The organism is Microbacterium sp. EYE_78 (genome assembly GCF_023149035.1).
GTDB lineage: Bacteria > Actinomycetota > Actinomycetes > Actinomycetales > Microbacteriaceae > Microbacterium.
The window spans coordinates 504,932-525,713 of sequence record NZ_JAHXMY010000002.1 but is presented as its reverse complement, the minus strand read 5'-3'; the positions used below and the strand labels follow the sequence as shown (position 1 = coordinate 525,713).

Annotated in this window: 21 protein-coding genes; 10 read left to right on the top strand and 11 right to left on the bottom strand. The window is 71.8% G+C overall.

The window, feature by feature from the left end:
* Window positions 1-17: 17 nt before the first annotated feature.
* Window positions 18-470 (top strand): large conductance mechanosensitive channel protein MscL, encoded by a 453-nt coding sequence (mscL, locus tag KZX17_RS09635; RefSeq protein ID WP_248174781.1) that lies wholly within the window; start codon window positions 18-20, stop codon window positions 468-470.
* A 6-nt stretch (window positions 471-476) separates the two neighbouring features.
* On the opposite strand, the gene KZX17_RS09630 is transcribed toward mscL, so the two are convergent.
* Window positions 477-653 carry a hypothetical protein gene (locus KZX17_RS09630; protein WP_248172534.1) on the bottom strand — a complete coding sequence of 59 codons (177 nt, stop codon included), beginning with the start codon at window positions 651-653 and terminating at the stop codon, window positions 477-479.
* Entirely contained in the window at window positions 643-4,257 is a 3,615-nt protein-coding gene (locus KZX17_RS09625) for an AAA family ATPase (protein WP_282443820.1), read from the bottom strand. The genes KZX17_RS09630 and KZX17_RS09625 overlap by 11 nt, the downstream gene beginning before the upstream one ends.
* A gap of 271 nt (window positions 4,258-4,528) precedes the next feature.
* On the opposite strand from KZX17_RS09625, the gene KZX17_RS09620 reads away from it, so the two are divergent.
* A complete protein-coding gene (locus KZX17_RS09620; RefSeq protein WP_248172528.1) occupies window positions 4,529-5,044 on the top strand; it encodes a methylated-DNA--[protein]-cysteine S-methyltransferase in 516 nt (171 codons plus the stop codon).
* Between the two features lie 96 nt (window positions 5,045-5,140).
* On the opposite strand, the gene KZX17_RS09615 is transcribed toward KZX17_RS09620, so the two are convergent.
* Window positions 5,141-6,760 carry a cation acetate symporter gene (locus KZX17_RS09615; protein ID WP_248172525.1) on the bottom strand — a complete coding sequence of 540 codons (1,620 nt, stop codon included), beginning with the start codon at window positions 6,758-6,760 and terminating at the stop codon, window positions 5,141-5,143.
* Window positions 6,757-7,104 carry a DUF485 domain-containing protein gene (locus tag KZX17_RS09610; RefSeq protein ID WP_248172522.1) on the bottom strand — a complete coding sequence of 116 codons (348 nt, stop codon included), beginning with the start codon at window positions 7,102-7,104 and terminating at the stop codon, window positions 6,757-6,759. Before KZX17_RS09610 ends, KZX17_RS09615 begins: the two co-directional genes overlap by 4 nt.
* Before the next feature lie 125 nt (window positions 7,105-7,229).
* On the opposite strand from KZX17_RS09610, the gene KZX17_RS09605 reads away from it, so the two are divergent.
* Together KZX17_RS09605 and KZX17_RS09600 are read left to right on the top strand one after the other, a co-directional pair.
* Complete coding sequence (locus tag KZX17_RS09605; RefSeq protein WP_248172521.1) at window positions 7,230-8,078, top strand: LuxR C-terminal-related transcriptional regulator; 849 nt, start codon at window positions 7,230-7,232, stop codon at window positions 8,076-8,078.
* A gap of 28 nt (window positions 8,079-8,106) precedes the next feature.
* Window positions 8,107-8,469 carry an Lsr2 family protein gene (locus tag KZX17_RS09600; protein ID WP_248172520.1) on the top strand — a complete coding sequence of 121 codons (363 nt, stop codon included), beginning with the start codon at window positions 8,107-8,109 and terminating at the stop codon, window positions 8,467-8,469.
* Window positions 8,470-8,486: 17 nt separating this feature from the next.
* Here KZX17_RS09600 and KZX17_RS09595 read toward each other — a convergent pair whose 3' ends face one another.
* Window positions 8,487-9,200, bottom strand: coding sequence for a LysE/ArgO family amino acid transporter (locus KZX17_RS09595; protein WP_248174779.1), 714 nt, complete (start codon window positions 9,198-9,200; stop codon window positions 8,487-8,489).
* A gap of 28 nt (window positions 9,201-9,228) precedes the next feature.
* On the opposite strand from KZX17_RS09595, the gene KZX17_RS09590 reads away from it, so the two are divergent.
* Both KZX17_RS09590 and KZX17_RS09585 read left to right on the top strand, forming a co-directional pair.
* Complete coding sequence (locus KZX17_RS09590) at window positions 9,229-10,110, top strand: LysR family transcriptional regulator ArgP (protein WP_248172518.1); 882 nt, start codon at window positions 9,229-9,231, stop codon at window positions 10,108-10,110.
* Window positions 10,111-10,224: 114 nt separating this feature from the next.
* A complete protein-coding gene (locus KZX17_RS09585; RefSeq protein WP_248172516.1) occupies window positions 10,225-10,539 on the top strand; it encodes a hypothetical protein in 315 nt (104 codons plus the stop codon).
* On the opposite strand, the gene KZX17_RS09580 is transcribed toward KZX17_RS09585, so the two are convergent.
* From KZX17_RS09580 to KZX17_RS09565, 4 genes are all read right to left on the bottom strand, one after another.
* Window positions 10,540-11,376, bottom strand: coding sequence for a hypothetical protein (locus tag KZX17_RS09580; RefSeq protein ID WP_248172514.1), 837 nt, complete (start codon window positions 11,374-11,376; stop codon window positions 10,540-10,542). It lies immediately after the preceding gene.
* 13 nt (window positions 11,377-11,389) lie between these two features.
* Window positions 11,390-13,111 (bottom strand): ParA family protein, encoded by a 1,722-nt coding sequence (locus tag KZX17_RS09575; protein WP_248172512.1) that lies wholly within the window; start codon window positions 13,109-13,111, stop codon window positions 11,390-11,392.
* A gap of 164 nt (window positions 13,112-13,275) precedes the next feature.
* Window positions 13,276-13,731: an SRPBCC family protein gene (locus tag KZX17_RS09570; RefSeq protein ID WP_248172510.1), complete on the bottom strand. Its 456-nt coding sequence runs from the start codon at window positions 13,729-13,731 to the stop codon at window positions 13,276-13,278.
* Between the two features lie 101 nt (window positions 13,732-13,832).
* Window positions 13,833-14,399, bottom strand: a complete 567-nt coding sequence (locus KZX17_RS09565; protein WP_248172508.1) for a TetR/AcrR family transcriptional regulator — start codon at window positions 14,397-14,399, stop codon at window positions 13,833-13,835.
* A gap of 69 nt (window positions 14,400-14,468) precedes the next feature.
* On the opposite strand from KZX17_RS09565, the gene KZX17_RS09560 reads away from it, so the two are divergent.
* Window positions 14,469-15,041 carry a dihydrofolate reductase family protein gene (locus tag KZX17_RS09560; protein WP_248172506.1) on the top strand — a complete coding sequence of 191 codons (573 nt, stop codon included), beginning with the start codon at window positions 14,469-14,471 and terminating at the stop codon, window positions 15,039-15,041.
* A gap of 3 nt (window positions 15,042-15,044) precedes the next feature.
* Here the strand turns inward: KZX17_RS09560 and KZX17_RS09555 are convergent, their stop codons facing one another.
* Complete coding sequence (locus KZX17_RS09555; protein ID WP_248172505.1) at window positions 15,045-15,713, bottom strand: response regulator; 669 nt, start codon at window positions 15,711-15,713, stop codon at window positions 15,045-15,047.
* Entirely contained in the window at window positions 15,710-17,281 is a 1,572-nt protein-coding gene (locus KZX17_RS09550) for a sensor histidine kinase (protein ID WP_248172503.1), read from the bottom strand. The genes KZX17_RS09555 and KZX17_RS09550 overlap by 4 nt, the downstream gene beginning before the upstream one ends.
* 169 nt (window positions 17,282-17,450) lie before the next feature.
* On the opposite strand from KZX17_RS09550, the gene KZX17_RS09545 reads away from it, so the two are divergent.
* From KZX17_RS09545 to KZX17_RS09535, 3 genes are read left to right on the top strand one after another with little or no spacing between them, the layout of a single operon-like run.
* The gene (locus tag KZX17_RS09545) at window positions 17,451-18,467 is read left to right on the top strand and encodes a tripartite tricarboxylate transporter substrate binding protein (RefSeq protein WP_248172501.1); all 1,017 of its coding nucleotides are present in this window, start codon (window positions 17,451-17,453) and stop codon (window positions 18,465-18,467) included.
* Complete coding sequence (locus KZX17_RS09540; RefSeq protein ID WP_248172491.1) at window positions 18,464-19,021, top strand: tripartite tricarboxylate transporter TctB family protein; 558 nt, start codon at window positions 18,464-18,466, stop codon at window positions 19,019-19,021. The genes KZX17_RS09545 and KZX17_RS09540 overlap by 4 nt, the downstream gene beginning before the upstream one ends.
* Before the next feature lie 12 nt (window positions 19,022-19,033).
* Window positions 19,034-20,728: a tripartite tricarboxylate transporter permease gene (locus tag KZX17_RS09535; RefSeq protein ID WP_248172484.1), complete on the top strand. Its 1,695-nt coding sequence runs from the start codon at window positions 19,034-19,036 to the stop codon at window positions 20,726-20,728.
* Window positions 20,729-20,782 lie beyond the last annotated feature (54 nt).

The following is a 20,782-nucleotide window of genomic DNA, read 5'->3' as shown; positions in this document are numbered from 1 at the left end:
CAGAGGAAGGAGCAGCCGTGATCCAGGGCTTCAAAGACTTCATCATGCGGGGCAACGTCATCGACCTCGCGGTCGCGGTCGTCATCGGCGGCGCGTTCACGGCGATCGTCACCGCGATCGTCGACAGCCTCATCACTCCGCTGATCGGCCTGTTCTACATCCCGAACGAAAACGGCGAGTCCGGACCGACGTTGACCGGCATCTACGGCCAGGAGGTCACCTTCCCGCTGAGCGGTCTGCTCACCGCGATCATCAGCTTCTTCGCGGTCGCACTGGTCGTCTACTTCGCATTCGTCATGCCGATGAACAAATGGAAGGAACGCCAGGCTGCACGCGCGGGCGTGGCCGAAGAGCCCGAGGCGAAGCTCCCGACCGAGGCGGAGCTGCTGGTCCAGATCCGCGACCTCCTCGAGAGCCAGCGCCCGACGAACACGCCGTCGCCCACGACGCCGCCGTCGCCGTCCATCTGACGCGGGTCAGTAGTGCGGCGGGACGTCGTTCCGCAGGCGATCGTCGTTCGGGCCGGATGCCGGGGCCTCCCCCGCGTCCGGCCCATTCGCCGTCTCCGGGGACGGATCCGTCCCGGGGACGGGCGTCAGGCGCGCCCGCCGCGACCCGGGCACGCGCTCGATGCGCTGACGCTCAGTCGACATCGATGGGCTGCGTCGACCCGTGGGCGGATGGCGTCTCGGGCTGGATGCCGATGATCCCCGCGATCCGCGATGCGACACCGGCGGGGTCGTTGTAGACGTCGAACGCGTGGACGCGGGCGTAGTGCCAGCCGAGGCGCCGCAGCAGCTGCGGCCGGCGGCGGAGGGTCTCGCGGAGACTCTCGTGCCCGCTCTCGGGGTCGAGGTCGGCGACGACGGCCTTGCCCTTGTACTGCGCCACGAGGGGCAGTTGGCCGCCGCGGTAGTGCACGTCGACCGAGACGCCGAGGCTCCGCAGGTGCTGGGCGAGCACGAGTGTCAGCGGGTCGGCGAGGTCCTCGAGTCGCGCATCGCGCCCGCGCGCGGCGATGCGACCCAGGATCGACATGAGCGTCGCCGCACCGTGCGTGAGTCGTCCCTCGTCGAACGCCGACGGACGGATGGACGAGACGATCACCATGGATCGGCGCGCTCGGGTCATGCCGACCGTCAGCAGTCGTTCGCCGTCGGGGGTCGACAGGTCGCCGAAGTCGCTCAGCACCCTGCCGTGACGGGTCAGACCGAACCCGAGCGAGAAGATCACACGGTCGCGGCTCTCGGCGACGGATTCCTCGAGTCCGAGGACGGCGAAGGGCTCCGCGGTCTCGCGACCCACGAAGTCGGCGACGTCCGAACGACCGGCGAACGCGGCTGCGACCGCGGCGCGGATCCGCTCGGCATGCCGGGTCGAGGCGGTCACGACCATGAGCGATTCGGCGGGTCGGTTGATGGCGTGCTCGACGACGAGCGTCACGACCCGAGCCACCTCGGCGTCGGGACTCTCGACGGCGCCCGTGTCGGGATCGGGTGCGCCCATGCCGCCCTCGACGTAGTCGACGCTCAGGCTGCCGCGTCCGAGGTACGAGCCCGCCCAGGGCAGCGACGAGATGGCGCCGCCGTAGAAGGCGTCGTTCACGAGCTCGGCCAGGTCCTCGCCGCCGGCGCGATAGCTGCGGGTGAGCGTCTCGACGGGGATGAGTTCGCTGAGGCGCTCGAAGAGGCTCGTCTCATCGAACGGGAGGGCCGGTTCCTCCTCGTCCGGGCCGCGACCCGACCACAGTCGGAACGGCGTGGGCTTCTGCGTCACCGGGTCGCCGACGAGCACGACCTGCCGCGCGCGGCGCAGCGCGGGCGTCGCCTCGGCGAGGCAGAGCGCCGCGGCATCCGCGACCACGACGACGTCGAACTCGGGGTGGTCGGGGATGTGAGGCACCTCGTAGGGCGACGCGAGCCACACCGGGGCCAGCACGCGCAGCAGCGTCGGCGCCGAGGCGACGAGCTCCTCGGCCGAGGCGGTGCCGGCGCGCAGGGCGGACTTGAGCGCCGCGGCCTCACGCGGTTCGTCGACGATCGCGATGCGCCACCGCTTCGCGAGCTCCGATGCGAGCAGGGGCCCCGCCGACGCCGCGTGCGCTTCGTCGACGAGGCGGAAATCGCGCTCGAGTCGGTCGAGGATGGTCGTGTTCGCGCCGAGCAGGGCGCGGTCGGAGCGCAGCATCGCCTCGAGGGCCGACCGCCACCACGCGTACTCGAACTCGATCTTGACGTCGGATTCGGGGACGTGTCGGGTCGACAGCTCTGTCAGCAGCGGCTCGAGGCCGAGCTGGGCGAGCTCGCTGCGCAGCGACGCACGCTCGACGAGGTTGTCGAAGACGTCGGATGCCGCGGCAAGACCCGCGAGCGTGCGCAGGAGCTGCGGGATCGGGAGCGACGCGAGGGGCTCCGTGCGTCCGAGCGCGCGGTCGAGCTCGGAGAGATCGGCGTTCGCGCGCTGCCAGGCGGCGGCGACGTCGTCGAGTCCGATGGGGATCTCGGGGGTGACGCCGGCTTCGACGAGGCGCTGCCACTCCGTCCGCTGGCTCTGCACGTTCACGAGCGCCTCGTGCATGTCGGTCACGTGCATGCCGGGGCGGACGTACTCCTTCGACAGGCGACGCAGCCGTCGGCGGTTCGCGCTGGTCATGGCCGCGGAGTCGCGCCGCGACGAGTGCGCCGCGATGAGGTCGGTGAGCGGGCGCTCGAACACCGTGGGGCTGAACCGGTCGAGCGAGGCGCGGATGCCCTGCAGCAGGCGGACGTACGCGCCCATCTCGGCGACGGTGGCGAAGGGGCGCATCCGCGTCTGCCCGATGAGCTCGTACCCGCGTTCGAAGAGCCCCGGCACCTCGGTGCGGTGGAGGCGGCCGGCGAGGGCGTGCGCGGCGCGCGCCTCGTCGGTCGTCGAGAAGACGACGCCGTACCAGGGCGAGTCGTCCGGTCCGATGCGGAATTCGCCCAGGCGCGCAGAGGCGGCGAGCGCGTCCGCGGCCTCGACCCGTCGGGTCGCGAGCCGCTGCACCGTGGCGAGGTCGAAGCGCGTCGTCGCCGTCGGCTGCGGCTCGTGCTCGGCGATGCGGGTGAGTTCGCGAAGCGCCTCGAGGGGCGAGATCCCCACGTTCGCGTGGCGCTGCGTGAGCGCCGAGCGGTAGTCGCGCAGGACCGTGCGCAGGCGCACGAGCGCGTCGTCGACCTCGGCGACCTTGGGCGCCTCGGCCTTCTCGTTGCGCGCGATCGCCCGGATGAGGTCGCGGTGCAGCCTCGAGGGCGAGACGGCGAGGCCGGGCAGGCCGATCCCCGCGAGGCGGTGGCGGACGCCGTCGAGTGTCGAACGTCGCGCGCTCACCACGAGCACGCGCTTGCCCGAGCGGACCAGTTCGCCGACGGCGTTGATGACGGTCTGGGTGCCCCCGGTCCCCGGCAGGGTGTGCACCGCGAGCGACTGCCCCTCGGTGATCCGCGCGAGGACGGCTTCCTGCTCGGCGTCGGCGTCGAGCAGCAGACGGTCCGACGCCGGGGTGCGGTCGTCGGGACCGACGGCGTCGGGCTGCGGGCGCACGAACGAGACCCGCTCCCGGTCGGCGGGGTGACCGGCGAGCGCGTTGAGCACGGGATGGTCGAGGTCGACGGCATCCCGTTCCATGTCGGAGGCGACGTCGGCGAAGGTCGAGACGATCAGGCGCGGCAGGACGGTGAATGAGGGGATGTGCGCGGTGAGCGCACGGAGGCGGTCGATCACCGGCTGCGGCTGGAAGACGCCGCCGTCGTAGGCGAGCTCGGCGAGCGCTCCGCCGTGGAGGTCGATCCCGAAGTGCAGGCGCGCGGCGGTGACGAGTTCGCGGTTGACGACGAACTGCCCGTGGAGGCGGAGATCGAAGTCGGCATGGTGACGGCGGATCGTCAGCGGTCGCAGCAGGACCGGGGCCATGCAGCTGACCCCGCCCATCCGCCACGAAGCCATCCCGATCGCCAGGTGCACGGTGTCGAGGCCCCGGGCGGTGCGCAGCTCGACGTCCTTCGAGGTGATCCGCTCGGCGGCCAGGCGCGCTGTGCGAAGCGCTACCTCGTCGCGGAACATGTTGGACAGGAGCGTCGGACGCCCGGTGATGAACTGCGGCAGGCTGCCGGGGTGGGCCTTCGTGATGTCGATGCCGGCGTCGCCCTCATCGCGGTAGTGCAACAGGGTCGACGGCCCGCCCAGCTGCGCCGCCTCCTCCCGCAGGCGCTTGCGCTCGGGGACGGCTGCGTGCATCACGAGCACCTCCGGGTCGGAGAGCGTCACGTCCGCCGGGGTCACCGCGGACACCTGCCCGGGATTCTCGCCGCGCACAGCACCGCTCTCTGCTCGCCACACACGAAGAACATTAGGCGCGTCGGTCCCGGAAAGCGGGATCGACGGCCGAGTTTCGCGGATCGGCGACGTGCCCGGCCGCGTTTCCTCCACAGCGGGGGTCGGATGCTGCTTCTCCCCTTGTCCCCTCCCCCGCGTCCGTGGGCCGCGAGGCCCCCGCCATGATGAGGTCATGACGATCGCAACGTACTCGGTGCACCCGACACCGATCGGCGAGGCCCTTCTGGTGACGACCGCGGAGGGTCTCGTCGCGCTCTCCGTCCTCGACGGCCCCGCCTACGCCGAGGTGGCACGCCTCAGCATCCTGCTGCAGTCCGTCCCCACGCCGGACGCTGCTCCGTCGGCGGCCGCGGCGGCCGAACTCGACGAGTACTTCGCAGGTACCCGCCGGACCTTCACGGTGCCGTTGGACTGGCGACTCACGAGCGGGTTCACCAAGCGGGCCCTCGAGGAGATCATCGCCGTCCCGTACGGCGAGACCGCCTCGTACGCCGAGGTCGCGATCGCCGCCGGCGCGCCGCGAGCGCATCGCGCGGTGGGGACCGCGTGCGCCCGGACGCCCTGGTCGATCGTCCTGCCCGCCCACCGTGTGATCCGCAGCGACGGGTCGCTGGGCGAGTACGGCGGCCACCCCGAGCACAAGCGGTTCCTCCTCGACCTCGAGGAGCGGGTCGCCGGCCGCGCATGACGGAGGCGGGAGCGGACGTGTAGGCCGTCCGCTCCCGCCTCGTTCCGGTATCCGTCTCCCGACGGCTCCGTGGTCGACCGCCCCGTGGTCGAATGCTTAGTGGTCGACCGCCTTCTCGGCGCCGTAGCCGGTGAGTGAGCGGACCTCCATCTCCGCCGCCTTCTTCGCGTCCTCCGCCTTGCGGGAGGTCACGGATCCGAGCCAGCCGAGCAGGAAGCCCACCGGGATCGAGACGATGCCGGGGTTGTTCAGCGGCCAGATCGCGGTGCCGACGTTCTTGAAGACGCTCGTCTCGGTGCCCCAGAAGACCGGGGACAGCACGATGAGGACGATCGCCGTCGCGAGGCCGCCGTACATGCTCCACACCGCGCCGCGCGTGGTGAACTTCCGCCAGAAGAGCGAGTACAGGATGGTCGGCAGGTTCGCGGATGCCGCGACGGCGAAGGCGAGTGCGACGAGGAACGCCACGTTCTGCCCCTGCACGCCGATGCCGCCCAGGATCGCCAGGACGCCGATCACGATGACCGTCCGACGCGCGACCTTGACCTCGCCGTCCGGCGGGACGTTCCCCTTCTTCACGACGTTCGCGTAGATGTCGTGCGCGAAGGAGGCCGCAGCCGTGATCGTCAGACCCGCGACCACGGCGAGGATCGTCGCGAAGGCGACCGCCGAGATGAACCCGAGCAGCACGGGTCCGCCGAGCGCCGCCGCCAGCAGCGGGGCGGCGGAGTTCACACCGCCTGGGGCGGCCTTGATCGTCTCCGACCCGACGATCGCTCCCGCGCCGTAGCCGAGGACGAGCGTCAGCAGGTAGAACAGGCCGATCAGCCAGATCGCCCAGACCACCGAGCGACGCGCCTCCTTCGCGGTGGGCACCGTGTAGAAGCGCATCAGCACGTGCGGCAGGCCGGCGGTGCCGAGGACCAGGGCGATCGCGAGGGAGATGAAGTCCCACGGGTTCGCGCCGTACTGCAGACCCGGGCCCAGGATCGCATCCTGGGGGTCGGTCGTCGACTTCTGCACGGCCGCCTCGAGGAGGGAGTCGAGGCTGAAGCCGTTGATCGCGAGCACCCAGATGGTCATCACGATGGCGCCGCCGATGAGCAGGAACGCCTTCACGATCTGCACCCAGGTCGTCCCCTTCATGCCGCCGATGAGGACGTAGACGATCATCAGCACGCCGACGACGGCGACGACGATCGACTGCCCGATCTGCTCGGTGATGCCGAGCAGCAGCGAGACGAGTCCTCCGGCACCGGCCATCTGCGCGAGCAGGTAGAAGAAGCAGACGGCGAGCGTCGTGATCGCCGCGGCCAGACGCACGGGGCGCTGCTTCAGGCGGAACGAGAGCACGTCGGCCATCGTGAACTTGCCGGTGTTGCGCATGAGCTCGGCGACCAGCAGCAGCGCAACGAGCCAGGCGACGAGGAAGCCGATCGAGTAGAGGAAGCCGTCGTACCCGTTGATCGCGATCGCGCCGACGATGCCGAGGAAGGATGCCGCCGACAGGTAGTCGCCGGCGATGGCGAAGCCGTTCTGTGGCCCCGTGAACGAGCGGCCGGCCGCGTAGTAGTCGGCTGCGGTCTTGTTGTTGCGGCTCGCGCGGATGACGATGAACAGCGTCACCGCGACGAACGCGCCGAAGATCGAGATGTTGAGGACCGGATTGTTCTCGGCGGCGCCCGCGGGCGCGGCGGCGAGCATGATCGGGCTCATCGGGCTTCCTGCCTCTCGAGGTCGGCGCGGATCTCGGACGAGATCGGGTCGAGGCGGCGGTTCGCGAAGGCGACGTAGCCCATCGTGATCGCGAAGGTGGTGACGAACTGACCGAGCCCGAGGAGCAGGCCGATGGTGATGTGACCGAACACCTCCTGCGCCATGAAGTCGGGGGCGAAGGACGACAGCAGGACGTAGACGAAGTACCAGACGAGGAAGAGCACGGCGAGCGGGAAGACCACGCTCCGGTGCTTCTTCTTCAGTTCCACGAAGCGGGGCGATTCCTCGACCGCGACGTAGTCGATGGCACTTCCTCCCGCGCCATCCTGGGGTGGGTGCGACATGTGGCCTCCTTGCCTCATGGGGTGAGCGACGGTGCTCTTCACGGCTGTCTCTCAGAAACGGCCGCGTGGTAGGTTCGACCGTACGAAGGCGGCAGAGGGGCCGTCACCCCCGGAAGTAGGTACGCGTGGGATCGTCGGGTCAGAGCGATGCGGACACGCAGCTCGTGTCCCGAGCTGTGTCCGACCTGGCACGCCAGACGCGATTCCCCGTCGTCTTCGGCGGACTCGAGCACGACGGCGCCGTCCACGTGACCGCGATCGCAGGCACCCGCACCCGCAGCATCGACGGTCTGGTCGTCCGATCGGGACGCGGACTCGGGGGCGCCGCGATGGTCGAGAAGCGGCCCCGGCTCGCACTCGACTACCGCACCGCGCGGACCATCACGCACGACTACGACCGCGCGATCCTGGGCGAGGGCATCTCGACGCTGCTCGCCGTCCCCGTCGTGGTGACCGGCCGCCCTCGCGGGATCGTCTACTGCGGCTCGTGGACGCCCGGGCCGGTGGGTGACCTGGTGAGCCGGCCCGCGTTCCGAGCGGCGGACATGATCGCCACCGAGCTTCGGGTGCGCGACGAGGTCGATCGCCGCCTGGCGGCGCTCGCTCCGGCGGAGCCTGCGCTGCCGCCCGCAGCGCAGGAGGACCTCCGTGAGAGCTACGCGGAGCTGCGGAGCATCGCGGCATCGGTCACCGATGCGCGCCTGCGCGACCGCATCGCGGCCGTCGAGCGACGCCTGGCGGGCATCTCCCGCGATGCCTCGACCGACGCATCCCTCGACGTGACGCTCTCCCCTCGCGAACTCGACGTCCTGGCCTGCTGCGCACTCGGGTCGACCAACGCCGAGATCGGCGCGACCCTCGCCCTCAAGGAGGGCACGGTGAAGTCCTATCTGCAGGCGGCGATGGCGAAGCTGGATGCCTCGACGCGCCACGCGGCCGTCGCCAAGGCGCGCCGGGCCGGGTTGCTGCCGTAGCGCCGTGCCGCACCACTAGGCTTCGGCCATGGCCCGGAAAATCGTGCATCAGCTCGTCGACGACCTGGACGGCACCGTCCTCGAGGTCGGTGACGGCGAGACCGTCCTGTTCTCCCTCGACGGCACCGCCTACGAGATCGACCTCACCCACGGCAACGCGGAGGCTCTCCGCGACGCGCTGGCGCCCTATATCGATGCCGCCCGGCGCGTGTCGTCGCGGACCGCGGCTGCTCGTCCGGCAGCGGGCGGCGGTTCGGGCCGCAAGCAGAAGCGCTCGGGCCAGCGCGACTACGGTCCGGTGCGCGAGTGGGCGGCGAAGAACGGCTACCAGCTCTCCGAGCGCGGGCGGATCCCCGCCCAGGTGCTCGAGGCGTACGACGCCGCGAACTGACGGCGTCGTCCCCGGCGTCAGCCGAGGACGAGCCCTGCGGCGATGATCACCATCACCACGGCGATACCGCCGTCGAGGATGCGCCAGGCGCGTTCGGTGCGCAGCAGCGGCGCCAGGTATCGCGCGCCGTAGCCGAACACCACGAACCACAGCGTGCTCGCCGCGATGCCGCCGGCGAGGAACCACCATCGGGCGTCGCCGTGCGTCCCCGCGACCGAGCCGAGGACGACGGTCGTCTCCACCAGCGCATGCGGGTTCAGCCAGGTGACGGCGAGGATCGTGAGCAGCGTCGCGGTCCGGGTCGCCGTCCGCGGCTTCGTGAGGACCGCGCCCGGTGCGCCGGCCGGGGCGTCGGCGTCGTCCGCGGCCGCCTCGAGGCTGCCGCCGCCGCGCCACGCGCGCCGCGCGCTCACGAACGCGAACCCGACGATGAACGCGGCGCCCGCCCACCGGGCGAGGGTCTCGAGCCAGGGGTGGGCGGTCACGATCGTCGCGATGCCGGCCACACCGATCGTCTGCAGGATCGCGTCGCTGACGACGCAGACCAGCACGACGAGCCCCACGTGCTCGCGGCGCAGTCCCTGGCGCAGCACGATCGCGTTCTGCGCGCCGATCGAGACGATGAGGCCGAGGCAGAGGCCGAGTCCGGACAGGAGGGCGAGGAGTTCGGGGGTCACACGTCGACGGTACGGCGACAGGTGAATGCAGTACAGCGAATGATTCTGCACCATCTGAAGCATCGCTTCATAGACTGCAGTCATGGACCTGCCGCTCGAGCACCTGCGCACCCTCGCTGCCGTCATCGACGCGGGAACGCTCGATCGCGCCGCGGCGACGCTCGGCATCACGCCCAGCGCGGTGAGCCAACGCATCCGCGTCATCGAGCAGCGCGTCGGCCGTGTGGTGCTGCGACGTACGAAACCCGTCACGGCGACCGAGGCCGGCGAGCCGCTCGTGCGTCTCGCGCGTCAGCTCGACCTCCTCGAGCACGACGCGCGCTCCGCACTCGGCGCAGACGCGGGTGCGGCGCACGTCCCGCTGGCGGTCAACGCGGATTCCCTCATCACGTGGTTCCTGCCGGCGCTGACAGCGGTCACCGCCGCGCACGCCGTCACGTTCGAGCTGCACCGGGAGGACCAGGAACGCACGGCGCAGCTGCTCGCCGCCGGAACGGTGATGGCGGCGGTCACGTCGCAGCGCGAACCTGTCGCGGGATGCGTGGCGTCGCCGCTCGGTCGGATGCGTTACACCGCCGTCGCCGAACGCGACTTCGCGGACCGCTGGTTCGCAGACGGGCTCGATCGCGCAGCGCTCGAGCAGGCTCCCCTCGTCGACTTCGACCGGCACGACACCCTGCAGTCCTCGTTCGCGCGGCGACACGGCGCCCGGCGCGATGCGCCCCGGCACATCATCAGCGCGTCGGCCGAGTTCGCAGAAGCGGTCCGGATGGGCCTCGGGTGGGGGATGCTGCTGCCCGGCCAGTTCGAGTCCGGCCTGGCGGACGGATCGCTCGTCGTCCTCGCCGACGACACCGTCGACATCCCGCTCTACTGGCAGCGCTGGAACCTGTCGTCGACGCTCCTCGACACGGTCACCGACGCGGTCCGGCGCACCGCGGCATCCTCCCCCGCCCTCGTCTGACGCGAGCGGTAGCGGGCCGACGCAGCCGCGTCAATCCCCTGCTCCCTTCTCACTCGCCGGGCGAAGGTGGGTCCACTGGGTGCATTGGCTGGGTGGCGCGGGACGAGGTGCGGGATGTATGTCGAGTCTGAGATGGTGAAGACCGAGTCCGTCGCGCCGGTGTCCGTGGACGTCGATGCCCTCCGTGCGCTGCCCGCCCGGCGTCCTGCCGAGCCGTCCGCCCGAGCGTCGCGCATCCAGTGGGATCTCATCGCAGCCGATCGGTACGAGGTGCGCATCGCCGGCGAGACCGTGGGGTTCATCGACGTCGTCGGCGCCGTCTACGTCGTGCTGTCGGGTCGGCGCTACGACCGCGCCGAGGAGATCGCGCAGACCCTCGTCTGGTCGACGGCGACGACAGCACTCGATCAGTTCCGCGCCCGCGGCTGATCAAGGCTCCGCGCGGTCGGCAGCCTTCCTCGCCTGACTCGCGTCCTGACGTGCGCTCGTGCGTCGGGAGCCCAGGTCCTCGACGTCGTCACGGGCTCGGTCGGCGTCCGCGTCGAGCCGCTCCCGCTCGAGGTCGAGCGCGGCGATCCGCTCCTCCAGATCCGCGAGCCGCTGCTGCGCCGCACGCCATTCCTCCTCGACCCGGCGCAACTCGCGTTCGGCGCTCTCCGCATGCCGACGAGCCTCGGCCGCCGCGCGTGCAGCCTCGCGCTTCGCGCGCCTGTCCGCGAGATCATCGGTCGGCGCAGGTGCCGCTGCCACCGGGTCGAACGGCCCGGAGACGGCGCCGTCGAGATCCGGCGGCTCCATTCCGCTCGCCTCGATGGGTCGCAGCAGACGCGCGGTCGCGACCGCCGCGGCCGCGTCGGGATCGCGGAGCGCCGCGTCGAGCGTCTTCTCCACGCCGCCACGGGCGGCCGGCCCGACCTCGACGTCATGACGGGATGCCGCGTCCATCGCCGCGGCGACGAGCTGTCGCAGGATGTCCCGTCGGCGCGCGGTGAGCCTGGCGAGGGCCGCGCCGTCTCCGGCATCCACCGCCTCGCGGAACTCGTCCGCGAGCGCGGTGGCCGGAGCCAGCGCGTCGGCATCGGTGGAGGCGAGCACGTTGACGACCCACGCGGCGAGGACGGGCTTGCGGAGCTTCTTGACGGCGGCGGCCAAGGCGCGGTCGCCGGTCTCTGCCGCGGCCGCGGTGCGCGCGGTGACGAACGCATCCGGCGGCAGGGCGCTGAGTCGCGCCGCGATCTCGATCAGCCGCGCGTCGTCGCTGTCCACGGCTGAACGCCCGTCAGAGACCCTGGGCGACGGCGGCGGCGGCCCGCATCCACGCATCCTTCGTGCGCGACTGCAGTGCGTCGTAGCGGATGCGTCCCGCCTTCAGGGCGTCGTCGAAGGGGATGATCTCCACAGCACGGACGTGTCCCTCGAAGCCCGCGGCGATGCGCTGCGCCGCGCCGATGCCGGACCGCTCGGACTGGCCGACGACGACCACGGCGCCGTCGGCGAGTCGGCGCGAGTGCTCGTCCCGCGAGCGGAGCGCGTCGAGCAGGAGCGCAGCGGACTCCGCCGACTCGGGCGCCGCGAGGGTGGGGACGACGAGCTGATGCGCCGAGTCGATCATGCGCAGCCACCGGTCCGCGGACTCGTCGTTGCCGGAGTCGAAGATGACCATGCGGTAGTAGCGGGCCGCGACCTGGGCGAGCAGGTCGAAATCGGCGGTGGTGATGCGCTGGTCGGCGGCGAGGAGCTCGGGGTTCGAGCGCAGCACGTCGTATCGATCCACCGACTGGTGGTGCACGAACCGCGAGATGTCCGACACGGATGCCGTTGCCTCGAGCAGCCCCGGCGCCTCGGGCAGGAGGTCGCGGATCGTCGTGTCGTAATCCCCCTGCTCGGTCCGCCAGCCCAGCGTGCCGCGCGTGTCGTTGTTGTCCCACGCGAGCACGTTGCCGCCGCCGTGGCGGGCGAAGACCGCGGACAGGACGGCGGTCGTCATCGTCTTGCCGACGCCGCCCTTGCCGTTGGCGACGGCGATGGCGCGGCATCCGGCCCACTGGCGGGAGACCGCCTTCTCGCGCTCGGCGCGTTCGATCTCGGCCCGCGAGGGGCGCACCGGGATGCCGAGCCGGACGAAGAACGAGCGCCAACCGGCGACCTTGGCCGGGTGCTCGGCGGGCGGCTCGATGAACGACGGGCGGGGTCCGCGGACGGCGGCGACGGCCGCGGTGACGGATGCCTCGAACGCCGTGTCGGCTGCCGGCAGGCCCTCGGCCGGGCGGGCGGCGTCGGCGTGGTCGGCTGCCGCGTCGTCATCCGAACCACCTAGGAGTGCGTCATCCGCGGGCGCATCATCCGTGACACCTGCGGGGGCATCGTCCGCGGGTGCGGATGCGGGTGCGGGTTCGGAGGCGTCTGCGTCGACGTCGTGATCGTCCGACGCCACCGCGTCCCCTGCGCCGACAGCGACGGGGATCTCCGTCGCCCGCGCCGGGGCCCAGGCCGCATCCCTCGTCTCGTCCAGGTCCTCATCCATCTCGTCCTCGTCCGGCTCCTCGTCGCGGTCGTCCGTGGCCTCGCCCGCGGGAACGGGCGGGGCGGCGGTCGCGGGCGGGAAGAAGCGAGGCACCTCGTCGACGACGGTCTCGGGGGCGGATGGTTCGACAGCCTGCAGGGCCTCTTCCTCGTCCTCCGGCGCAGGTTCGGGATCGGTCGTCCACCACGCCTGCTGACGCAGCTCACCCCGAGTGACGGTCCGCTCGTCGAGCTCGACGTCGATGTCGCCGTCCGGCGCGACCACGAGGTGGTGATCGCCACGGTCGCCCGACGTGAAGAGATTCAGGGGCGCGTCGGCGGCAGAGGCATCCGCCCGTGCTCGCTCGATCACGTGCGCCCGCAGGGTGTCGACGTCGTCGGCCTCGAAGGTGACGGCGCTCCCGTCCGCCGCGGTGAACCGCGCGGTCTCGCCGGTCAGGTGCGCGTACGCGGGGGCCGGCTCACTGCTGATCGTCATGGGTTCCTTTCGGGGACCGGCCGCGTGGGCAGACCGGTCCGGGGGTTCGGCAGCGGCAGGCGCGGCCGCAGGGACGACCGGACACCGCGCGCCGACGGAGGACGCGCTCCCACGCTATCGCGCGGGGCGCCGAAATCCCCGGTCGACGGGCATACCCGGCCTCGTCAGGTCCGCTTCTGCGTCGCCATCTCGACCAGGGCGGCGTTGCGGGAGCGGATGAGCCGTCGCAGGTACGGGCGCAGCAGCAGAGCTTCGACGACCGGGCCGAGCAGCGGCGAGCGCAGCGTCACGAGGTCGGTCATGCGCGTGCCGGCACCGTCCGCATCGAAGACGTGCTCGTGCCGGAACGACCGGAACGGCCCGGCGACCTGCTGGTCGACGAAGCGGTGCGGGCGGTCGAGCGCGGTGATCCGCGAGGTCATGGTCCACACCACACCGGAGTGCCGCGCGCGCCACGTGACGCTCTCGCCGAGGCCGATGATGCCCGACGTCACCCCGCCGACGGCACGCTCACCAGAACGCCGCATCGAGGCGAGGTGCGCGTCGATCGACAGCGACAGGTCGAACAGCACCTCGGGCGGGCAGGCCACCCACGTCACCTCCGTGAAGGTCGCCGTCATCCCGCCAACCTAGCTCGGTTCGGAGCGTGCGGCTCGGTTCGGAGCGTGCGGCCGGTTCGGAGCGTGCGGCCCGGTCCGGGCATGCCTCGATGTCCCGTGCCTCACCGCAGCAGGCGGCTGACGAGGGCGTCGATCGCCTCGTCGAGCTCGACCCCGTCGTCGAGGGGCTGCGTGAGGCGGTCGAAGACGAGGCCGTCGACCGCGAAGTGGAGCAGCGCGATCTCCAGGCGACCGCCGGGCAGGCCCTCGCCCACGGTGAACGCGAGGTCGTCGGCGAACCCCCGGTCCCGCCACGCACCGATCGCGGCGGCGACGGCGGGACGCCGGGATGCCTCGAGACGCAGCTCGAACAGCGCGAGGGTCGCATGCGGGTCCGCCGTCAGCCGGCGCACGATGTCGCGCACGTACGCGCCGAACACCTCCGGGCCGGGCCGGCGCTGTCGGAGCGCCTCCGCGACCCCGGGGTCGGGCGCGAGACGCTCGCCGATGCGGTCGACGAGCGCCGAGATGAGATCCTCACGCCGGGCGAAGTAGTTCGACGCCGTCCCGCGAGGGGTTCCCGCGGCATCATCCACGGCTCGGTGCGTGAGCCCGCGCGCGCCCTCATCGGCCAGCACACGGATGCCGGCATCCGTCAGCGCGGTGCGTCGTGCCGCATTCCGGACCATGAGGCGACCCTAGCGGAACCACGACATATGTCGTAACGTAACCACGACACACGTCGTGATTGGAGCATCATGCGAGACCTCGTCTACTACGTCGCCGTCAGCCTCGACGGCTTCATCGCCGGCCCCGACGGCGAGTTCGACGCCTTCCTCGCCGAGGGGGATCATGCGCCCGTGCTGTTCGACGAGTACGCCGACACCGTGCCTGCTCACGTGGCGCGCGCCCTCGGCCTGCCCCCGGGTCCCGGCCGGTTCGACACCGTGCTGATGGGCCGCAAGACCCTCGCCCCGGCGCTGGCCGCCGGCATCCCCAGCCCCTATCCGCACCTCGCGCAGATCGTGGCGACGCGCTCCGAGACGAACCTCGACCCCGCCATCACCCCGACGTCCGACCCCCTGGAGACGGTGCGACAGCTCAAGCGCGAGCCCGGGAAGGACATCTGGCTGTGCGGCGGCGGCGAACTCGCGGGTGCGCTCCTCCCCGAGATCGACCGGCTCGTCCTCAAGCGCAATCCGTTCGCATTCGGCTCCGGTGTGCCGCTGTTCGGCCGCGCGCCGTACCGAGCGCACCGATTCGACCTGACCCGCACACGGAGCTTCGAGTCCGGCGTCGTCATCGAGGAGTACGCCTCCCCCGCCCGGTGACCCTCACCCCGCCAGCAGGTAGCGCGTGCTCGGGCGACCCGCCGTCGCGTAGTCCATCGTCCGGCGGGCGGCGCCCTCGTCGGCGAGGTGCTCCAGGTAGCGCCGGCAGCTCACCCGCGACAGCCCGAGCTCGCCGGCGACGTCGGCCGCCGTGCCGCCGTCCAGGCGGACGAGCGCCGCGTGGACGAGGTCCAGCGTCTCGCGGGTCAGTCCCTTGGGGAGCGACCGCCGGGCGGCCGGACGCATGACCGCGTCGATGCGCGACTGGTCGAGGTGCCCTCCGGATGCCGCGGCTCCCCGCTCGGCGATGACGTCGTCGATCCGGTCGTGAAGCTCGTGGGCGGTGAACGGCTTCACGAGGTAGTGCCGCACCCCCATGAGCCGAGCATCGCGGACGGTGTCCACGTCGCGCGCCGCGGTGACGGCGACGACCTCGGGTTGGGTGATCGAGGCATCCGCCCGCACGGCGCGAAGCGCCTCGATCCCCGAGAAGCCGGGCAGGTGCACGTCCAGGAGCACGAGGTCCGGCGAGAGCGCCCGGATCGCGGCGACCGCGTCCGGGCCGGACGCGGCGGTGCCCACGAGCTCGCAGGCCGCGTGCGCGCTCACGAACATGCCGTGCAGCTGCGCGACGGCCGGTGCGTCGTCGACGACGAGGACGCGGAGGCTCACGACACCCTCGCCTCGACCGGGAGGACGACGGCGAAGCGCGCCCCGCCCAGTGGCGAGCGCTCGAGCCGCACGTCACCCGACCGCCGACGCGCGATGCGGCGGACGAGGGCGAGTCCGACGCCGCGGGTGCGCGCGCTCGGATCCTTCGTGCTGACGCCCTCGTCGAACACCCGTGCCGCGACCGCGGGGTCGACGCCGGGGCCGCTGTCGTCGACGGTCACGCGGACGCCGTCCGCCCCGCTGCGGACGGCGACGGCGAGCGCATCGCCCGACCGGCACGCATCGAGGGCGTTGTCGACGAGGTTGCCGACGACCGTGACGAGGTCTCCGAAGGCGTCGGCGGGGACGACGCCCTCGGCGTCGACCGACATCGCGATACCGAGCTCCTTCGCACGCGCGAACTTCGCCGACAGGAGCGCGGCGACCTCGGGGCCCAGCTGCTCGCTGGCGGTGCCGATGTCGAGCGATCCGCCCGGCTGCATCCGCGCGATGAAGTCGCGGGCGTCGTCCCAGGCGCCGAGTTCGAGCAGGCCGGAGACGACGTGCATCGAGTTCGCGAACTCGTGCGCCTGCGCGCGGAGGCCGTCAGTGAGCGACTGCTGGCCGTCCATCTCGCGCACCGCCTGGTGCAGCTCGGTGTGGTCGCGCAGCAGCAGCGTGCCGCCGACCGGGCGGCCGTCATCGTCGCGGAGGCCCGTCGCGCGGGCGATGAGCGGGCGCTCCCCCGCGAGGACGAGGCGCCCTTCGCGCTCACCGTGCTCGAGCACGTCGAGGATCGGACCCTCGAGGACGTCCGCCGCCCGTTCGCCGACGAGCGCCCCCGCCCCGAGCAGGCGCACGGCGGCGTCGTTGGCGCTCGCGACGACGCCGTCGCGGTCGACCCGGACGACGCCCTCCGACAGGCGGTGCAGCATCGTCTCGCGTTCGCCCACGAGCTCGGCGATCTGCTCGGGCTCGAGGCCGAGGATGCGGCGTCGGATGAGCGCTGCGACCCCGGCTGCGCCGAACACGCCGACGACGGCCGACCCGCCGAGTGCGAGCAGCAGCCATGGGAGCCGCGACTGCACGTCGGCCGCGAGCTCGGACTCGAGGACGCCGACCGAGACGGACCCGATGACCTCGCCGGACTCGCCGCCGCCGGCGTACAGCGGGACCTTCACGCGGTAGGACTCCCCGAGGGTCCCCGTCTCGGTGCCCGACCACACCTGACCCGACAGCGGCGCCGACGGGTCGGTCGAGACGGATTCGCCGATGCGGTCCTCGTTGGGGTGCGAGTAGCGGATGCCGTCGGCATCCGTCACGACGACGTAGGTGAGGTCGGATGCCTCGCGGATGACCTCGGCGAGCGGCTGTATCGTCGCGCTCGGGTCGGGATCGTCGAAGGCCTCGACGATCGTGGGCAGGCGACTGATCGAGAGCGCCACGCCCACCATCCGCTCCCGGTAGGAGTCGCGGATGGAGCGCTCCTGCAGCGTGATGGCGACGATCCCGGCGAGGACGATGACGACGCAGACGATGAAGGCTTGCAGCAGCAGCAGCTGCCATCTCAGCGACATCGCTCGGGGCACCCGCCCATTGTCCTCCGCGCCGCCCATCGAGGACCACCCGGAGCGCGACCAATAGTTACCGAAGTCGCACTTAGTTCCGCAAGCGAGACAGCGGATGCCGCGATGCCTAGCGTCACTCCCACGGAAGCCGGGGCGAGGATGCCCCGGCGGAACTCGAAGGAGAGTCCCCATGCGCAAGTCCCTCGCGATCGTCGCCCTCGCCGGTGTCGCCGCCCTCGCCCTGGCCGGCTGCAACCCGCGCGGCGCCGCCGTCGGCGGCAGCGGCACGGAACCCGATGCGGCCGCCGAGGTCGACGACGTCAGCATCATCGTCCCCGCAGACCCGGGCGGCGGCTGGGACCAGACCGGTCGCGCCGTCTCGGCCGTCCTCACCGACGAGGACATGGTCGGCACCGCCGCGGTCACCAACATCGGCGGCGCAGGCGGCACCGTGGGACTGGCGAGCCTCGCCAACGAGAAGGACCCGTTCACCCTCATGGTCACCGGCCTCGTGATGGTCGGCGCGGTCGAGACGAACGCCGCCGAGAACCGGATGGAGGACACGACGCCCATCGCCCGCCTCACCGAGGAGCCGCTCGTCGTCGTCGTCCCCGCCGACAGCGAGTACCAGACGCTCGGCGACCTCGTCGACGCGGTCGTCGCCGACGGCCAGTCCGTCACCATCACCGGCGGCTCGGCGGGCGGCGCGGACCACATCCTCGCGGGCCTCCTGCTCGAGGAGGCGGGACTCGACGGCGCAGGCATCACCGAGAAGCTGAACTACATCCCGAACGCCGGCGGCGGTGAGGCCGTGTCGCTCCTGCTCGGCAACAACGCCGCGGCGGGCATCTCGGGCGTCGGCGAGTTCGCCGAGTACGTCGAATCCGGCGACCTGCGGGCCCTCGCCGTCTCCAGCGACGAGCCGGCGCAGCTGCTGCCCGACGCGCCGACGATGATCGACGAGGGCTACGACATCACGTACACGAACTGGCGCGGCCTGCTCGCCCCCGGCGGCATCGACGACGCGGATGCCCAGGGCCTGGTCGACCTCGTCACCGAGATGCACGAGTCCGACGCCTGGCAGCAGACCCTCGAGGAGAACGGCTGGACCGACGCCTTCCTCACCGGCGAGGAGTTCACCACGTTCCTGGACGGCAACGTGACCGAGGTCACCGACACGCTGCGGAACATCGGTCTCGTGTCATGAGCGAGCGCGCTCCGGGCCGGGCTGCGGAGGCGACTCCGCGGCCCGGCTGGGGGGCGGACCGCGTGGGCAACGTGATCTTCGCGGGCGTCATCGTGGCGCTCGGCGTTTTCGCCCTCGTCGGTGCGTTCTCCATCCGCATCCCGGCCGGGCAGGTGATCGGCCCGCAGGGCTTCCCCTTCCTCGTCTCGGCGATCCTCCTCGCCTCCGGCGTCTTCCTCCTCGTCGCGGCCCTCCGCGGCAAGGTGGCCGCCGCCGACGAGGGCGAGGACATCGACCCGAACGCGACGACCGACTGGTGGACGATCCTGAAGCTCGTCGGGCTCGTCGTCGGGGTCATCGTCCTGCTCGAGATCCTCGGCTGGTGGATGGTCGCCGCCCTCCTGTTCGGCGGCGCCGCATGGACCCTCGGCGCGAAGAAGCCCTGGATCGCCTTCCTCGTCGGGCTCGGGCTCGGCATCGGCACGCAGCTGCTGTTCGGCGAAGGCCTCGGCCTGTCGCTGCCCCGCGGCATGGCCTTCGACTGGTGGTACGGCCCCGGTCCCCTGTTCGGCTGATCGGAAGAGATCATGGACGCACTGAACTCCCTCATGGAGGGCTTCGCGACGGCGCTGCAGCCCGAGTACCTCCTCTTCGCCTTCATCGGCGTGCTCGTCGGCACCGCCGTCGGCGTGCTCCCCGGCATCGGCCCCGCGATGACGGTGGCGCTGCTCCTGCCGCTCACCTACTCCCTGTCGCCGACGGCGGCGATCATCACGTTCGCGGGCATCTACTACGGCGGCATGTACGGCGGGTCGACCACCAGCATCCTGCTGAACACCCCCGGTGAATCGGCGTCGGTGATCACCGCCATCGAGGGCAACAAGATGGCCAAGCTCGGTCGCGGCGCGGCAGCGCTCGCGACCGCGGCCATCGGCTCCTTCGTCGCCGGCACGATCGCCACCGCCCTGCTGACGCTGTTCGCGCCGCTCATCGCCCGCTTCGCCGTGAACCTCGCACCGGCCGACTTCGTCGCGCTGATCGTCGTGGCCTTCATCACCGTCGGCGCGCTCCTCGGCTCGTCCCCCGCACGAGGGCTCGCCTCGCTCGGCATCGGCCTCCTCATCGGGCTCATCGGCACCGAGGTCACGACCGGACAGGCGCGGTACACCCTCGGCATCCTGGCCCTGTCGGACGGCATCAGCGTGGTGCTCGTCGCGGTCGGCCTGTTCGCCATCGGCGAGGCGTTCTACGTCGCGGCGCGGCTGCGGCACGGACCGATCCCGGTGATCCCGGTGACCCGCGGGTGGCGCAACTGGATGACGCGCGAGGACTGGAAGCGGTCGTGGAAGCCGTGGCTGCGCGGCACGTTCATCGGCTTCCCGGTGGGGACGATCCCCGCCGGCGGCGCGGACGTCGCGACCTTCCTCTCGTACGCGAGCGAGAAGAGCCTGTCGAAGAACAAGAGCCAGTTCGGCCGCGGCGCCATCGAAGGCGTCGCAGGGCCCGAGGCGGCCAACAACGCGGCGGCGGCGGGCGTGCTCGTCCCCCTGCTGACCCTGGGCCTGCCGACGACGGCGACGGCCGCGATCATCATCACGGCCTTCCAGTCCTACGGCATCCAGCCCGGTCCGCAGCTGTTCCAGAACCAGGGCGACCTGGTGTGGGCGCTCATCGCGAGCCTGTACATCGGCAACGTGCTGCTCATCGTGCTCAACCTGCCGCTCGCGGGCATCTGGGTGAAGCTGCTGCAGATCCCCCGCCCCTACCTCTACGCCGGGATCATCATGTTCGCGGTGCTCGGCGCGTACGCCGTGAGCTTCTCGACGCTCGACATCGCGATCCTCCTCGTCGTCGGCGCGCTCGGGTACTTCATGCGGCGGTTCGGCTTCCCGATCGCACCGCTCATCGTCGGCCTCATCCTCGGGCCCATGGGCGAGCAGCAGCTCCGCAAGGCGCTGCAGCTGAGCCAGGGCGACCTCGCCGACCTCGTGCTGCACCCGTTCGCGGCGGTCGCGTACTCCGTGCTCATCGTGATGCTCGTCGCGGGCCTCTGGCTCAAGCGCCGGCAGAGCCGGTACGAGCGGGCGCTCGAGGCATCCCTCGCCGCCGACGAGGGCCACCCGCAGGCCGCCGTCGACCGGATGTGGGATGCCGGTGCCCGCCCCACCGACGTCCGCACCGACACGATCCGGGCCGAGCTGGCCGCGGCCGCCGCGAAGCGCGAGGCGAAGGAGCGTCAGGGACGCCGGGGCACCGGCGACTCGGGCGGCGGGGCCGGCTGAGCCCCGCATCCGCGGTCATCACTCGCACCGTCCCACCGACGCGGCCCCCGACGC

What these genes read in the sequence shown, in the direction of transcription:
- KZX17_RS09535 (WP_248172484.1), top strand. Translation starts at nt 19,034, where the DNA reads ATGGACGCACTGAACTCCCTCATGGAGGGCTTCGCGACGGCGCTGCAG.
- KZX17_RS09540 (WP_248172491.1), top strand. Translation starts at nt 18,464, where the DNA reads ATGAGCGAGCGCGCTCCGGGCCGGGCTGCGGAGGCGACTCCGCGGCCC.
- KZX17_RS09575 (WP_248172512.1), bottom strand. Translation starts at nt 13,111, where the DNA reads ATGACGATCAGCAGTGAGCCGGCCCCCGCGTACGCGCACCTGACCGGC.
- KZX17_RS09600 (WP_248172520.1), top strand. Translation starts at nt 8,107, where the DNA reads ATGGCCCGGAAAATCGTGCATCAGCTCGTCGACGACCTGGACGGCACC.
- KZX17_RS09595 (WP_248174779.1), bottom strand. Translation starts at nt 9,200, where the DNA reads ATGGTGCAGAATCATTCGCTGTACTGCATTCACCTGTCGCCGTACCGT.
- KZX17_RS09570 (WP_248172510.1), bottom strand. Translation starts at nt 13,731, where the DNA reads ATGACGGCGACCTTCACGGAGGTGACGTGGGTGGCCTGCCCGCCCGAG.
- KZX17_RS09545 (WP_248172501.1), top strand. Translation starts at nt 17,451, where the DNA reads ATGCGCAAGTCCCTCGCGATCGTCGCCCTCGCCGGTGTCGCCGCCCTC.
- KZX17_RS09560 (WP_248172506.1), top strand. Translation starts at nt 14,469, where the DNA reads ATGCGAGACCTCGTCTACTACGTCGCCGTCAGCCTCGACGGCTTCATC.
- KZX17_RS09620 (WP_248172528.1), top strand. Translation starts at nt 4,529, where the DNA reads ATGACGATCGCAACGTACTCGGTGCACCCGACACCGATCGGCGAGGCC.
- KZX17_RS09630 (WP_248172534.1), bottom strand. Translation starts at nt 653, where the DNA reads ATGTCGACTGAGCGTCAGCGCATCGAGCGCGTGCCCGGGTCGCGGCGG.
- KZX17_RS09610 (WP_248172522.1), bottom strand. Translation starts at nt 7,104, where the DNA reads ATGTCGCACCCACCCCAGGATGGCGCGGGAGGAAGTGCCATCGACTAC.
- KZX17_RS09590 (WP_248172518.1), top strand. Translation starts at nt 9,229, where the DNA reads ATGGACCTGCCGCTCGAGCACCTGCGCACCCTCGCTGCCGTCATCGAC.
- KZX17_RS09585 (WP_248172516.1), top strand. Translation starts at nt 10,225, where the DNA reads ATGTATGTCGAGTCTGAGATGGTGAAGACCGAGTCCGTCGCGCCGGTG.
- KZX17_RS09565 (WP_248172508.1), bottom strand. Translation starts at nt 14,399, where the DNA reads ATGGTCCGGAATGCGGCACGACGCACCGCGCTGACGGATGCCGGCATC.
- KZX17_RS09625 (WP_282443820.1), bottom strand. Translation starts at nt 4,257, where the DNA reads ATGCACGCAGCCGTCCCCGAGCGCAAGCGCCTGCGGGAGGAGGCGGCG.
- KZX17_RS09615 (WP_248172525.1), bottom strand. Translation starts at nt 6,760, where the DNA reads ATGAGCCCGATCATGCTCGCCGCCGCGCCCGCGGGCGCCGCCGAGAAC.